This window comes from Burkholderia sp. AU33423 (assembly GCF_002223135.1).
Classification (GTDB): Bacteria; Pseudomonadota; Gammaproteobacteria; order Burkholderiales; family Burkholderiaceae; genus Burkholderia; species Burkholderia lata_D.
Genome location: NZ_NKFH01000007.1, coordinates 2,659,655 through 2,672,301, shown reverse-complemented (window position 1 = coordinate 2,672,301; position 12,647 = coordinate 2,659,655). Strand labels below are relative to the sequence as shown.

Here is a 12,647-nt window from a genome sequence, read left to right as displayed (position 1 = left end):
CATCCAAGGAGAATCGAACATGAACACGTCACGCAACACCGGACTTGGTCGCCCGCTATTGCGGCCAAGCCGCCGTTATCTGGGCGTCGGCATCCTCGCTCTCGTTGAACTGGGGCTTGCCGGCTGCGGTGATGGCGCGAATGGCGAGTCGTCTGCCGCCAGAATCGCCGCCAGTGTCAAAACTGCCGCGTCCGTCCCCCAGAATTTTCTCTATGCCACGTCAAACGAACCCGCTGCTACAGCAGCCGATCAAACGAACGTGGCAGACGGATTCAATGCTTCGGTTAACGAAGCGACCAAGCTCGTCTTTTCCGATGCAAATTACAGCTGGCTAAGCAATTGGGGTAACTGGAGCACCAATCCGGCATGCGGCCAGGCCGCGATGGATACCGCGCTTGCCAATGGCGGAAACGATGGCTACCTGGCTGGCATCTCGAACCGCTGCGCCTATTACTCACGCGATTTCGCGCACTATCTGGTCGGTGCTTACTACATGGGGTATCACTCGCAGAATCTCGACATGGCGCGGCATTTCGCCCAGATCCTGCACCTGAACAATGGACTCAACATGCCGTATTGGGCCTTTGGCACGAACGGTGGGGTCTACGAGCAGAAAGACGAGCAACCCGCCGTGTTCGAAATCGGCCAGAGTCTCATGACGCTCTACAAGCTGACCGGCGATCAGTCGTTCGTTGCCACACCGCTGAAGAACTATATCGACTATATCAATAACCAGTACTGGACCAAGACCTACTCGAACACCAACCTGACTTACCAGAACGCGGACGGATTCCGCCTGTCACGCAACGAAACGGGCGAAACCGCCACCTACAACGAGTTTGCGTACGATCCGACGGAGAGCCAGTTCATCCCGCCGGGCTATGACATTTTCCTGGGTGCCGATTCGGCGGCCACCCAGGTCGCCTACTATTGCCAGCTTGCTCAATCCCCCGACTTCCTGCTCGATCCAAGCACGGCGTCGACGTATGGCAATCGCTGCGCGAGCCTGAAAAGCAACTTCAATTTGCGCTGGCTGAACACCGGGGCGAACCACTTTTACGCAGCGCTCGCTGGCGTGAAAGGCACCGTCTTTACGTCCAGCAATGCGTCGCAGTTGACGTATATCGACGGTTATGTCGAAGAGCCGAACATCTACCCGCTCTACAAGAACGTCATGGCGGGCGAGCAGAGCGCCGTGAACCAGGCCAACTACGTCGATGCCAACGCGGAAGCCAAGTACAAGAAGAACAATAGCAACTACACGCCGGGCATCGAGAGCTTCACGTATCTGCCGACATCCCTCTTCAACGTTTCGGATGGATCGGCCAATCGCTACGACAACGCCTGGAAGTGGCTGCGCCGTCTCGCCAACACGATGTCGGCCGACGCGAAAGGCGCGTCCGACGGCTATGCCAAGGTCTATCCGGAAGTTCCATTCGTGATGATCTCGGATACGATCACGAAGGTCATCGGTCTCGATTTCGACGGCCTGCACAACAGCTTCACGACGCTCCCGAGGTTGCCGTCAAACTTCAACAATAGTCACTACGTGACGGTCCATCACGTGCCGCTGTACAGTAAAAGCGCGAGCGGTTCGTACGCGCTGCCCGTCGACATCACGGTCAAGAAGGTTGCGAACCTTTACCCCACGGACATTACCGCGTATGGGATACAGCTCAATTTCACGAGTACGAAGCCGTGGCAAGTGACCGGTTATTCGGGCGCGATCACGTGGACGCCTCGCTTCTCAGGCGCGAACAACGCCACGTCCTGCGCGATCAACATCACGTATGACGATGGCACGATGGATACCAAGACCTACTCGACCGTCCAATCGAACTTGCCGATCTATACGTGCGCCACGTCGACAGGGGCGCCAGTCACGGTTTCGATCCCCGTAGGGACGTCGGCCAGCAAACACGTGTCGAAGGTCGTTGCCGTCACCTACACCAGTTCGACGCCGCCGCCCGAACTGCTCAACGGCATGCCGGACTGAGGCGAAGCCTGACGGAGTCGGCGATGTCACGCCGGCTCCGTACAGCCCGCCAAACCCGATGTGGTGCCTGGTGAACCGTCGGTCGATACGGTTCGCTCCAGTCCCCCGTTCTGGTATGCGTGCACGTGGCAGGATGTTGCGCTGTCATCTGCGCACGGACGCTGGCTTTTGCACTTCCGGATCGGCGACTGGTGAGTAGTGGCTAGTTGCCGGTCGCCATCGCGGCAGCGCACATGCAACGATCCCCCCCGCGCTTCCATCACCCATCATCCGCCTTCGCCTGCAGCCCCTTCAGCCCCTGGATCACGACCAGCAGCGCGCGCCCGTGCTCATCCGACCCGTCCCACGCGTCGACGATCGCGTCGCGCAGCAGGTCGTTGTACTGGCGGCGCGACGGCCCGGTATCGACACCATAGAAACTGCATAGCTTATTGAATGGCGCGCTGCGGCGTAGCCGGTGCCCGTTCGACAGCCTCAGGCGCGATACGGTCGGCTGACTGACCCCGGAGAGTCGCGCAATTTCGCTGGACGAGCGTGTGTCTGCCATCAGACGGCGCAACAGGTCTTGAACGGGAAAATCTTGGTCCGGGGCTTCCATGCGATGCATTATACCTATACAGTTACGGCTGTTGAATGGGCTTGCTGTCAGCAGCGAGGCTGTATCCCCGAGAAAGTTGATGACACTGAAACACCTCCCACCCACGTTCTGCTGGACCAAGATCGGTACCGAGTCCGGCGAGGAACTGCCGACCGTCGTGCTCCGCAAGGAATGGGAGCGCCGGCTCGGGGGCGGCCGTTTTCTGTGGGGCATCAACCAGCCGCTCGGCAGCAGCGCGCAAGTCGCCGCGCATCGCACGGGCTCGCTGCTCGCGCTGTTTTCGCCGGTCGCGTCGCGCCCGCGCGCAGGCGAGCGGAAAGACATGCTGCTGTGGAATGCATGGATCGACGCAAGCGGGCAGGTGCGCCCGCTGCCGCCGCACACGTTCATCGCCAGCCGCTCGACCTTGCCGTCGGGCCGGCGTCGCGAACAGCACTACGCGCTCGTGTGCGCGTCATCCACCGCGCTGACGGTCGGCACGCAATTGCGCGTGTTTCCCGATCACCTGCGCAGCGTGAGCACCGGCCAGCCGCTTGGCGCCGCACAGGGCGCGGCCGTGGTCGATTGCGTCGGGCGTGCGAAGGAGCAGACGGGCAAGAGCTATCCGCTCGCGCTGTCGGTCGAGCTCGAAGCACCGTATTTCGTGCGGCTCGCACAACCGTGCGTGCTGAAGGCGCGCGATCTCGCGGAAGTGAACAAGGCCACGCGCGCGGGTGATTTCGATCGCTTCGTCGAGCTCGTCGCGCGCTTGCGCGGCCGTTCGCCGACGGACGCCGTGCGCGGCGTCACGCGTGATCTGTTCGATGTGCCGCCGATCGAAACGGCAGCCGCGTATGTTGCGCCCACGCACGCGGCGCGATTGCGCAGCCGGCCGGCGGCCGAGCATCCGCGCGATCTCACCGGCGACCTGTTCGACTTGTCGCCGGGTGAAGCGGCCGCGTTCGCGGGCCTTGCGCATCCCCGTATCGGGCGCGCGTGACGAAACGCGCGCAGCAGATCGCGCAAGAATTTGTTGCAATCTCGCCATAGCGGAGCGGCGAGCGCAGAGAGACAATCGGCACGAAGCGCGCTGCGCGGCGGCCGATGCGTCGATACTCGATGGGTCGTGGTTCACGCCGCCGACATGCGCACCACGCACACTGAGCGTCGGCGTGCTTCACACTGCAACCCTGAGGGAGAAGTGTCGATGTCGACCCACATCTGTTCGCGGGAAGCCCGGGCCGCGCAGCGCTTCGTCGAAGCCACGCGCAACGTCGATCAGGCCTTTCGCGCCGTGCGCGGCGAAAGCGACGACGACGTCTCGTCGGCCGAATACGCACGCGCGATGTCGCGCCTCGATCGCGCGCTCGACGAGCTGGCGCGTGCGCAGGAATTTTTCGATCGCGTAGTCAGCGCCGACACAGCGCACGACAACTGATCGAGCTGCATCAACGTGAAAGCGCGTCGGGCGACGCGCGTTCATCTTCATGCCGGGCATCGCGCCCGGCATGTCATTCAGTCATCCCGTTCCGACTTCAAACTTTGCGTCCTTCGACCGGATAGCCGGGATCGGTATAGCCGTGCGTCGATGCATGCCCGGGCGGCACGAGCGAATCGACGAACCGTTCGTCATCCGGGCCGAGTGCGAGCGTCAGCGCATCGATGTAGCTGTCCCAGTGCGCTTCGGTGCGCGGCCCCGCGATCGTCGAGCTGACGATGCGGTTCTTCAAGACCCAAGCAAGCGCGAACGCAACCGACGTCGTGCCGCGCGCGGCGGCATGCGCGGCCACCTGCTGCGCGATGTGCAACGATTCGGGGCGCCATTCCGTTTGCTGGATGCGACGGTCGCCGCGGCCCGCGCGCGAGTCGGCGGGCGGCTGCGCATCCAACGCGTATTTGCCGGTCAGTACGCCGCGCGCGAGCGGGCTGTACGGCACGACGCCGATCCCGTAGTGCGCGGCGGCCGGCAGTTGTTCGACCTCGGCCGTGCGATCGACGAGGTTGTACAGCGGTTCGCTCGCGACCGGGCGATCGATGCCGAGCTGGTCCGCAAGCCGCACGATCTCGGCGATGCGCCAGCCCTTGAAGTTCGACAGCCCGAAGTAGCGCACCTTGCCTTGCCGGATCAGGTCGGCGATCGCGCGCATGCCTTCGTCGAGCGGTGCATCGGTCAGCGCGCGATGGAAATAGAGGATGTCGATGTAATCGGTGCCGAGCCGCTTCAGGCTCGCATTGACCGATTCGACGATCCATTTGCGCGACTGGCCCTGCCGGTTCGGCCCTGCGTCCGGCCCGGCCGGATAGCCGAACTTCGTCGCGACGACCCAGCTGTCGCGACGCGGCGCAATCGCGCGGCCGACGACTTCTTCCGAGCGGCCGGCGTGATAGACGTCGGCCGTGTCGATGAAATTGATGCCCTGGTCGAACGCCTTGTCGATGATGCGCGCCGATGTCGCTTCGTCCGTCTCGCCGCCGAACATCATTGCACCGAGACACAGCGGCGACACCTTGAGCGCGCTGCGCCCGAGATAGCGGTAATCCATGAAGGCTCCATGCGGGCGCGTGCCCGCCGGTTGAATGTAGGGGCGCGGCGCTTACACGCCGGCTTCGTCGAACACGCGCTGCGCGATCGTCAGCGCCGAGCTTGCGGTCGGCCAGCCCGAGTAGAACGCGAGGTGCGTGATCGCTTCGACCAGTTCGTCGCGCGTGAGGCCGTTGTCGAGCGCTTTCTTCAGGTGGAACGGCAGTTCGTTGACGCGATACAGCGACACGAGGCTCGCGACCGTGACGAGGCTGCGATCGCGCGGCGACAGGCCGGGGCGCTGCCAGACGTCGCCGAACAGCACGTTGTCAGTGTAGTCGGCGAGGGCGGGGGCGATGGCGCCGAACGCTTTGCGTGCGGCGGAAGTCGGTTCGGACATCGAGGGCTCCGGGGATAGTGAGGAACACCGTCGATGGTAGCCACCGATGCGTCTATCGATAATCCCCGCCAATCCGCATGCACTTATCGACCCGATTCATGAATCGCGGCGCAGGTGCGGAGCAAAGCGGGCTCATGCGCGATAGCGCAGCGCCTCGACGATCACCGCGAGCGCGCGCGACGACTGCCGCCGGCTCGCGTAGTACAGGTGATGGCCGGGGAACGTCGGGCACCAGTCGTCGAGCACGCTGTCGAGGCGGCCGGCGGCGAGATGCGGCGCCGCGAGTTCGGCGGGCACGTAGGCGAGCCCGTAGCCCGCGAGCGCCGCGTCGAGTGTTTCGTAGGTGCCGTTGAAGGTGACCTGCCCGTCGACGCGCACCTGCAGCATGTCGTCCCCGCGCGCGAGCTCCCACGCGTACAGCGCGCCGTGCGTCGGCAGGCGCAGGTTGATGCAGTCGTGCGCGACCAGATCCTGCGGCGACGCAGGGCGCGCGCGTTCCGCGAAATACGCGGGCGCGCCGACGATCGCCATTTTCATGTCGGCCGAGATGCGTACGGCGATCATGTCCTTCGCCACCTGGTCGCCGAGCCGCACGCCGACGTCGAAGCGCTCCGCGACGATGTCGGACAGCCCGTAGTCGTTCACGAACTCGACTTTCAGGTCGCGATAGTCGCGCAGGACCGGCGCGAGCTTCGGCCACAGCAGCGTGCGGATCACGAAGTCGGTCGCGTTGATGCGCACGGTGCCCGCCGGTTGGTCGCGCAGTTCCGCGAGCGCAGTCAATTCGGCTTCGATTTCGTCGAAGCGCGGTGCGAGATTGCGCAGCAGACGCTCGCCGGCTTCGGTCGGCGCCACGCTGCGTGTCGTGCGCGTGAGCAGCCGCACGCCGAGGCGCGTTTCGAGCGAGCGGATCGTATGGCTGAGCGCGGATTGCGAGACGCCGAGCTGCGCGGCCGCACGCGTGAAACTGCGCTCGCGCGCGACGGCGATGAAGGCGAGGAGGTCCGCAAAGTTGTCGCGCGGCATGGAAGGTGTCGGGTGGTCGATGCCCGCGCATCGTACCACCGGGTTCGACGGGCCGCGTCGTGACGCGGCGATGCGGCGCGCGTCAGCCCGCGCGCGTCATGCCCGGCGCACGGGGCGCGGGATGGTACGCATAGCCGCCATGCTGGAACGACGTCGCGAAGAACCGCATCTGGTAGCGGATCGCATTCGCCCAGTAATCCCACGTGTGGCCGCCAGGCCGCTCCGCATAGTCGTGCGGCACGCCGAGCGCGACGAGCCGTTCGTGCAGCGTGCGGTTCGAGCCGACGAACGCGTCGTCGCGGCCGCAATCGATCGTCAGGTCGAGATGCGCACGCACGAATGCGCTGGCGCTGGCGACGATCACGTTGCGGTCCCAGAACGACGGATGGCGGCCGGGGTCGCCGAATACATGGTCGATACCCGGCTCGTCCGCGCAGCAGCGCGGATCGACCGCGCCGCTGATGCTGCCGACCGCGCCGAACGTGTCGGGCCGGTCGAGCGCGATGCGCAGCGCGCCGAAGCCGCCCATGCTGAGCCCGGTGATCGCGCGGGCACGTTGCGTGGCGATCGTGCGGAAGTGCAAATCGACGTAGGACACGACTTCGTCGCCGATGAAGGTTTCGTAGCGGCTGCCCGAGTCGAACGGGCTGTCGATGTACCAGCTCTCGTGCCCGCCGTCGGGCATCACGAGGATCACGTGGTAACGGTCGGCCAGCGCGGCGATGTGCGTGTTCGACGTCCAGTCGGTGTGATCGCCGCCCGAGCCGTGCAACAGATAGACGACCGGATAGCGGTCGCCGTCGCGGGTGCCGCGCGCATAGGCGTCGGGCAGCACGACGGTTGCCTTGAGCGTCTCGTTCATCGCGGCGCTGGGAATCACGACGACCCGCGCGTGGAAGGCGAGAGCAGGGCCCGAAATGGCGATCAGCAGAAGTAGCCAGAAGGCGCGTGCCAGGTACATCGATCCTCGCATGTGTCGACCCCATCCGGCACCGGGTGCCGGGAAAACCCTGTTCGGACGACTCTAGCAACCGCGCCTTTCAACCATATTTCGGCGAATCCTACGGGTTGTCAGGCGGGCGGTGCGGACACGATGCGCCCGAGCGCCGCGCGAAACGCATCGGGTTGCTCGGCCGGGATCAGGTGTCCGCAGCGCGCGATCGTGTCGAAGCCGGCGCAGCGCGCGAGCGCCCAGTCGGGCACGTGCCAGCCTGCGCGCGAGCGTTCGCCGGCCATCAGCCAGACGGGGTGACGCGCGAACACTTGCGCGAGTGCCTGCAGATAGCCCGGTTCGCCCGTCGTCGCGACCACCGAGCGGCCCATCGCGCGCAGCGTCGACGCGGGCTGATGCGCGAGCCAGCGGCGGGCGTCGTCGAGCAGGCCCGGCGACGGCGCGTCGATCGCGCCACGTAGCCAGCCTTGCGGATCGGCACGCAGGCCGTCCAGCATCGCGTCGGCTTCGGCAGGCGTCATGCGGCCGACCGACGCCGACCAGAACGCATCGTCGAGCGTGAAGTTGCCTTCGACGTTGACGATCCGCCGCACGCGTCCCGGGTGCGCATGCGCGAACAGCATCGCGATCGCGCCGCCGACCGAGTGGCCGACGACATCGACCGGCTGCGCGCCGAAGTGCGTATCGACGGTGTGGCGAAGGTGCTCGACCTGCGCGGCGAGTGTGATCGCGTCGAACGGTGCCGTGCGATGCGCGCCGTAGCCGAGCAGGTCGGGGGCGAGATGCGGGCCGTTCCACCCGTGCACGTCGAGCGTGCCGATGAAACCGTGGATGAAGACAACGGGCGTGGGCTGGGTCATGGGGCGGGCGTGGAAGGAAGAGGCGGCAACGCGAGTTCGGCGAGCAGTTCGTCGAGTTCGAGCACGTGCGTGCGGTCGTGGTCGAGCAGCTCGCGCACGAGTTCGTCGAGCGACATGCGGCGGATGCCGTCGCGCAAACCGCAGCGTGCGAGCTGCGCGGGCGCCAGCGCGGCCGCGGTGGCGCACAGCGCGGCGCGGCCCGCGCGGAATGCCGTGACGGCAGCGTCGAGCGGCTGCGCGAGATAGTCGCGTTGCGCGGCGAGCGCGGTGCCGTCGACGGATGCAATCACGGGCAGGTCGAGCGTGCGTACGGCGTCGATGCGCTCGGCGAACGCCGCGTCGAGATCGCGCAGGTGGCACGCGTGCTCGACGAGCGAGAAGCCCGTGCCGTCGGGGCGGCGTGTCCACAGCGCGGCCGGCACGTGCGCCGCATACGCGGCGAGCCGGTCGGGCAGGCGGGCCAGCGCGGCGACGACGTCGACGAACGGCAGCACCTGCGGATACGCGCTGAACACCGCGCCATAGCTGAACAGCGTGCCGCCGAGCCGCCCGCGCGCCTGCACGACATCGTGACCGTGACGGCGCATGATTTCCGCGACCATCGCGCCGCAGAACTGGCGGGCCGTGGTGTCGGTTTCGATTTCGGGGAATTTGTGCGCAATCTCGTGCTGGATCGCGCCGATCGCGGCGACGCCCACGCGCGACAGCGCCGCGAATTCGACGTAGCGCTCGGGTTGCGCGATCAGCGCTTCGAGCTGGGCGCCGAGCGGTGTGGCGCGGAAACGGTCGAAACGGGAATGCATGACGGAAGGAACTCGCCGAGTAACGTATCAAAACGATACGTTACTCGGCCGGGCCGCGTCAATCGATTTGCCGAGGAGGGGCGACGGAGCGAGGCGATGCACCTCAGTCATTGTCCGATGGTGGCCCGGCGCCACCGGGCGCCACGCTGCGCTCGATCTGGGCTTCCGCCCGCCGCTCAGGACTTCTGCCGCGCGTCGATCTCCGTCCGCATCCGCGCTTCCTGCTCCTGCAGCTCGGGGGTGAGCGCCGCGCCGAAATCCTCGGGAGAAAAGATTTGCCGGATCTCGATGTCCGATTCGACGGGCATCGGGTTCGGGCAGCGTTTCACCCACTCGACGGCTTCGTCCATCGATTTCACTTCCCACAGCCAGTAGCCGGCGATGAGTTCCTTGGTTTCGGCGAACGGGCCGTCGATGACCGTCCGATCCTTGCCGGAGAAGTGCACGCGCTTGCCGCGCGAACTCGGATGCAGCCCTTCGCCGGCAAGCATCACGCCGGCTTTCACGAGTGCTTCGTTGTACTGGCCCATTGCGGCCAGCAGTTCGGTGTCGGGCATCGCGCCCGATTCGGAAATGGCGGTTGCCTTGACGATGACCATGACGCGCATTGCTGTTTCTCCTTGAACAGGCGTTGACGGTTGCCGCCGGCGGTGCCGACGGCAAAACGATCGGTTACGACAACACGACGCATGAAGATGGCGCGAATCGACATCGTGCGTGAAGAATTTTTGCGTGCGGCCGCGCGGGCGGGCCTGGCTGCGGAACCCGTCGCCAAAACTGGTATGCTGATCCTCACCACGTTCACGCGGAGGACGCCATGGCTGCTAAGGAAGTCTCGAAGAAGAAGTACCTGAAAATCCTGAACAAACGCCTGCGCGCCGAGCCGGCGGCCCCGGCCGGCGCATCGTTTGTCTTTTTCCCGCTGGGTGCGAAGGCGAAGAACGCGACGGGCGTCGTGTCCGGCGACACGCGCAGCAAGCGCGAACTGGCGGTGATGGCCGCGGTGCAGCGCAAGGCGGCCGAAGAGTTCGTCGTCGCCGGCGCCTGACCGGAACCTGTTGCACCGCCGCTGGATTGCCGCCTCCGCCACTTACGCGGCGGCGGCCTCGCAATGCGCGATCGCGCCGGCGAGCACGCGCGGGATGTCGTGCGTGATGGCCGGGCCGTGCATCGGCAGGATGACGTCGAGATCGAGCGCCTGGATCCGGCGCAGCGCACTCGCCAGGTGGGCGAGCGACGGCAGGTAGTCCGAGCGCCGGATCGAGTCGACGATCGCCGGCAGCGGGTCGTCGACGGCTTCGTCGCCGAAGCGCATCAGGATGTCCGACGACAGCAGCGCCTTGTACGCCGGCAGATAGACGACCAGCGCATCCCATTGATGGACATGCTTCGTGAAGATCGGCACGAGCTCGACGCCGGAGATCGTCGTCGGCTCGCCGTCCTTCAGCGGCTGCGCGTGCACACCGAAGATGTCGGCCAGCCCGTGCGTGCAGATCGGATGCGCATACGCGACGAGCGCCGGATTCGCCGCGAGGAAGTCGGGCAGCGCGCCCATTTCGTCGACTTCGAAATGCGGAACGATCACGCTGCTCACCATCGACGGCGTGATGCCGACGGTCGCGAGGCTCTCGGTCAGTTGCGGAAAGTTGGAACGCGTGCCCGTTTCGATGCAGACGACCTCGCCGTTCGGCGACCGGACGAAGAACTGGCTGAAGCCGAGCTTCAGCTTGTCGATATAGGTCGTTGCGCGAAACAGGCCGCTGCGGATTTCTTCGATACGAGCGTTATCCATCGATGCGATCCTTGCGCGGGCAGTGGGGGCCGGACACCACTGTCGCGCGATCGCCGCGGTGTGCCGCCGGGCGTGCGCGCGACTCGGTGCCTCGATTCAGTCTAGCAGCGTCGATCCTGCCGCGAATCCTGGCAGTTGCGCAGCAGCCGGCCGGGCCCGGCACTGAGCACCTGCCCGGTCGTCAAGACCCCCCAGGCCGATCAGGCGCTCAGGAGAGCTTGTCCGCCGCCGCCGCGTACCTGCCACCGCTACCCGCTTCATCGCCCGCCGCGAGCTGTTCCAGCGCGAGGCCCTTCGTCTCGATCCCGAGCGTCCACACGGCAAGCGCGGCCGCGATGAACGACAGCGCGCCGAGCGTGAACACGCCGCCCTGGCCGAACACCGGCAGCACGACGCCGACCACGTAAGGCCCGATCAACGAGCCGACGCGCCCGATCGCCGACGCGAAGCCCGAGCCCGTCGCGCGCGCGCCGGTGCCGTACAGCTCGGGCGTATAGGTGTACAGCGCGGCCCACATCCCGAACAGGAAGTACTGCATCGCGAGGCCGGTGCCGATCAGCAGCGCCATGCTGCCGCCGTACAGCGCGCTCTGGCCGTACGCGTACGCCATCACGCCGCCGCCGATCAGCGACGCGATGCAGGTCGGCTTGCGCCCCCAGCGTTCGACGAGCCACGCGGCGCACAGGAAGCCCGGCACGCCGCCGAGCGAGATCAGCACCGTGTAGAACACCGATTTCGTGACCTCGAAGCCGGCCTGCTGCAGCAGCGCGCCCAGCCACGACGTGAGGCCGTAGAAGCCGAGCAGCGCGAAGAACCACAGCAGCCACACCATCACCGTGCGGCGGCGGTACGCGCCGCTCCAGATCTCGCGTAGCGCGCCGCGCCCGCGGGCGGCGACCGGCTCGGCCAGCCGCGACGGCGGCGGCAGCGTCGTGACGCCGGCCGAGCGCATCACCTTCGCCTCAATCGCGTGCATCACCGTGTCGGCTTCCGCATGTCGGCCCGCATGCTCGAGCCAGCGCGGCGATTCCGGCACGATCCGACGCACGACGAGCACGAACACGGCGGGAATCGCGAGCAGCGCGAACACGGTGCGCCAGCCGAACTGCGGCAGCACGAAGTACGCGACGATACCGGCCGTGATGAAGCCGAGCGGCCAGAAGCCATCCATCAGCGCGATCAGGCGGCCGCGCTTCTCCGTCGGCACGAATTCCGACAGCAAGGTCTGCGCGACCGGGAATTCCATCCCCATCCCGATCCCGAGCAGCACGCGGTAGACGATCAGCGCGTCGACGCTCTGCGCGGTCGAGCACAGATAAGAGGCCGCGCCCCACAGCACCATGCTCCACTGGAACACGGGCCGGCGGCCGAAGCGGTCGGCGAGCAGGCCGGCGACGGCCGCACCGAGCACCATCCCGAAGAAGCTCGCGCTCGCGACGAGGCCGGCGGCCGCGGTCGACAGCCCGAACTCCTTGCGGATCGAGCCGAGCACGAACGTCATCGTGCCGAGGTCGACCGAGTCGAAGAAGAACGCGATCGCGATGATGAAGAAGATCCGCTTGTGATAGCCGGAGAACGGCAGGCGTTCGAGCCGGGCGGCGGCGGAGGCGGGAGCGGTGGCGGCGGGCATGGCGTCCTCTGAAATGAAAAGGGGCCGCGAAGCGCGTGCTTCGCGGCCCCGATGCTTCATCTTCAGTAGACGCGACCACAAAATGCCGCA

General features: G+C 66.2%; 14 protein-coding genes. 4 read left to right on the top strand and 10 right to left on the bottom strand.

What is annotated here, in order from left to right; translation table 11 throughout:
* Nucleotides 1-19: 19 nt before the first annotated feature.
* On the top strand, nt 20-1,996 hold the full coding sequence (locus CFB50_RS30540; RefSeq protein ID WP_144020715.1) for a hypothetical protein: 1,977 nt from the start codon (nt 20-22) through the stop codon (nt 1,994-1,996).
* Between the two features lie 259 nt (nt 1,997-2,255).
* Here CFB50_RS30540 and CFB50_RS30535 read toward each other — a convergent pair whose 3' ends face one another.
* On the bottom strand, nt 2,256-2,594 hold the full coding sequence (locus CFB50_RS30535) for a helix-turn-helix domain-containing protein (RefSeq protein WP_011354126.1): 339 nt from the start codon (nt 2,592-2,594) through the stop codon (nt 2,256-2,258).
* A gap of 79 nt (nt 2,595-2,673) precedes the next feature.
* Between CFB50_RS30535 and CFB50_RS30530 the strand changes: the two genes are divergently transcribed.
* Both CFB50_RS30530 and CFB50_RS30525 read left to right on the top strand, forming a co-directional pair.
* Nucleotides 2,674-3,573, top strand: a complete 900-nt coding sequence (locus tag CFB50_RS30530) for a hypothetical protein (RefSeq protein WP_089448250.1) — start codon at nt 2,674-2,676, stop codon at nt 3,571-3,573.
* Between the two features lie 207 nt (nt 3,574-3,780).
* On the top strand, nt 3,781-4,011 hold the full coding sequence (locus tag CFB50_RS30525) for a hypothetical protein (RefSeq protein WP_089441800.1): 231 nt from the start codon (nt 3,781-3,783) through the stop codon (nt 4,009-4,011).
* A gap of 97 nt (nt 4,012-4,108) precedes the next feature.
* On the opposite strand, the gene CFB50_RS30520 is transcribed toward CFB50_RS30525, so the two are convergent.
* From CFB50_RS30520 to CFB50_RS30490, 7 genes are all read right to left on the bottom strand, one after another.
* Nucleotides 4,109-5,116 (bottom strand): aldo/keto reductase, encoded by a 1,008-nt coding sequence (locus CFB50_RS30520; protein ID WP_089448249.1) that lies wholly within the window; start codon nt 5,114-5,116, stop codon nt 4,109-4,111.
* Between the two features lie 51 nt (nt 5,117-5,167).
* On the bottom strand, nt 5,168-5,494 hold the full coding sequence (locus tag CFB50_RS30515) for a carboxymuconolactone decarboxylase family protein (protein WP_039369463.1): 327 nt from the start codon (nt 5,492-5,494) through the stop codon (nt 5,168-5,170).
* A 132-nt stretch (nt 5,495-5,626) separates the two neighbouring features.
* Nucleotides 5,627-6,520, bottom strand: coding sequence for a LysR family transcriptional regulator (locus CFB50_RS30510; RefSeq protein ID WP_089448248.1), 894 nt, complete (start codon nt 6,518-6,520; stop codon nt 5,627-5,629).
* A gap of 82 nt (nt 6,521-6,602) precedes the next feature.
* Nucleotides 6,603-7,481, bottom strand: a complete 879-nt coding sequence (locus CFB50_RS30505) for an alpha/beta hydrolase (RefSeq protein ID WP_179254247.1) — start codon at nt 7,479-7,481, stop codon at nt 6,603-6,605.
* 110 nt (nt 7,482-7,591) lie between these two features.
* Nucleotides 7,592-8,332 carry an alpha/beta fold hydrolase gene (locus CFB50_RS30500; RefSeq protein WP_089448246.1) on the bottom strand — a complete coding sequence of 247 codons (741 nt, stop codon included), beginning with the start codon at nt 8,330-8,332 and terminating at the stop codon, nt 7,592-7,594.
* The gene (locus tag CFB50_RS30495) at nt 8,329-9,135 is read right to left on the bottom strand and encodes a DinB family protein (RefSeq protein WP_089448245.1); all 807 of its coding nucleotides are present in this window, start codon (nt 9,133-9,135) and stop codon (nt 8,329-8,331) included. The genes CFB50_RS30500 and CFB50_RS30495 overlap by 4 nt, the downstream gene beginning before the upstream one ends.
* A 176-nt stretch (nt 9,136-9,311) precedes the next feature.
* A complete protein-coding gene (locus tag CFB50_RS30490; protein ID WP_069252395.1) occupies nt 9,312-9,743 on the bottom strand; it encodes a YciI family protein in 432 nt (143 codons plus the stop codon).
* 209 nt (nt 9,744-9,952) lie between these two features.
* On the opposite strand from CFB50_RS30490, the gene CFB50_RS30485 reads away from it, so the two are divergent.
* Complete coding sequence (locus CFB50_RS30485; RefSeq protein WP_046549636.1) at nt 9,953-10,183, top strand: hypothetical protein; 231 nt, start codon at nt 9,953-9,955, stop codon at nt 10,181-10,183.
* Between the two features lie 42 nt (nt 10,184-10,225).
* Here CFB50_RS30485 and CFB50_RS30480 read toward each other — a convergent pair whose 3' ends face one another.
* Nucleotides 10,226-10,927, bottom strand: a complete 702-nt coding sequence (locus CFB50_RS30480) for an MBL fold metallo-hydrolase (protein ID WP_089448244.1) — start codon at nt 10,925-10,927, stop codon at nt 10,226-10,228.
* 208 nt (nt 10,928-11,135) lie between these two features.
* On the bottom strand, nt 11,136-12,557 hold the full coding sequence (locus CFB50_RS30475; protein WP_089448243.1) for an MFS transporter: 1,422 nt from the start codon (nt 12,555-12,557) through the stop codon (nt 11,136-11,138).
* Between the last annotated feature and the right edge of the window lie 90 nt (nt 12,558-12,647).

Excerpts from the sequence above, each read along its gene's own strand:
- CFB50_RS30540 (WP_144020715.1), top strand. The coding sequence starts at position 20 with ATGAACACGTCACGCAACACCGGACTTGGTCGCCCGCTATTGCGGCCA.
- CFB50_RS30535 (WP_011354126.1), bottom strand. The coding sequence starts at position 2,594 with ATGGAAGCCCCGGACCAAGATTTTCCCGTTCAAGACCTGTTGCGCCGT.
- CFB50_RS30530 (WP_089448250.1), top strand. The coding sequence starts at position 2,674 with ATGACACTGAAACACCTCCCACCCACGTTCTGCTGGACCAAGATCGGT.
- CFB50_RS30525 (WP_089441800.1), top strand. The coding sequence starts at position 3,781 with ATGTCGACCCACATCTGTTCGCGGGAAGCCCGGGCCGCGCAGCGCTTC.
- CFB50_RS30520 (WP_089448249.1), bottom strand. The coding sequence starts at position 5,116 with ATGGATTACCGCTATCTCGGGCGCAGCGCGCTCAAGGTGTCGCCGCTG.
- CFB50_RS30515 (WP_039369463.1), bottom strand. The coding sequence starts at position 5,494 with ATGTCCGAACCGACTTCCGCCGCACGCAAAGCGTTCGGCGCCATCGCC.
- CFB50_RS30510 (WP_089448248.1), bottom strand. The coding sequence starts at position 6,520 with ATGCCGCGCGACAACTTTGCGGACCTCCTCGCCTTCATCGCCGTCGCG.
- CFB50_RS30505 (WP_179254247.1), bottom strand. The coding sequence starts at position 7,481 with ATGTACCTGGCACGCGCCTTCTGGCTACTTCTGCTGATCGCCATTTCG.
- CFB50_RS30500 (WP_089448246.1), bottom strand. The coding sequence starts at position 8,332 with ATGACCCAGCCCACGCCCGTTGTCTTCATCCACGGTTTCATCGGCACG.
- CFB50_RS30495 (WP_089448245.1), bottom strand. The coding sequence starts at position 9,135 with ATGCATTCCCGTTTCGACCGTTTCCGCGCCACACCGCTCGGCGCCCAG.
- CFB50_RS30490 (WP_069252395.1), bottom strand. The coding sequence starts at position 9,743 with ATGCGCGTCATGGTCATCGTCAAGGCAACCGCCATTTCCGAATCGGGC.
- CFB50_RS30485 (WP_046549636.1), top strand. The coding sequence starts at position 9,953 with ATGGCTGCTAAGGAAGTCTCGAAGAAGAAGTACCTGAAAATCCTGAAC.
- CFB50_RS30480 (WP_089448244.1), bottom strand. The coding sequence starts at position 10,927 with ATGGATAACGCTCGTATCGAAGAAATCCGCAGCGGCCTGTTTCGCGCA.
- CFB50_RS30475 (WP_089448243.1), bottom strand. The coding sequence starts at position 12,557 with ATGCCCGCCGCCACCGCTCCCGCCTCCGCCGCCGCCCGGCTCGAACGC.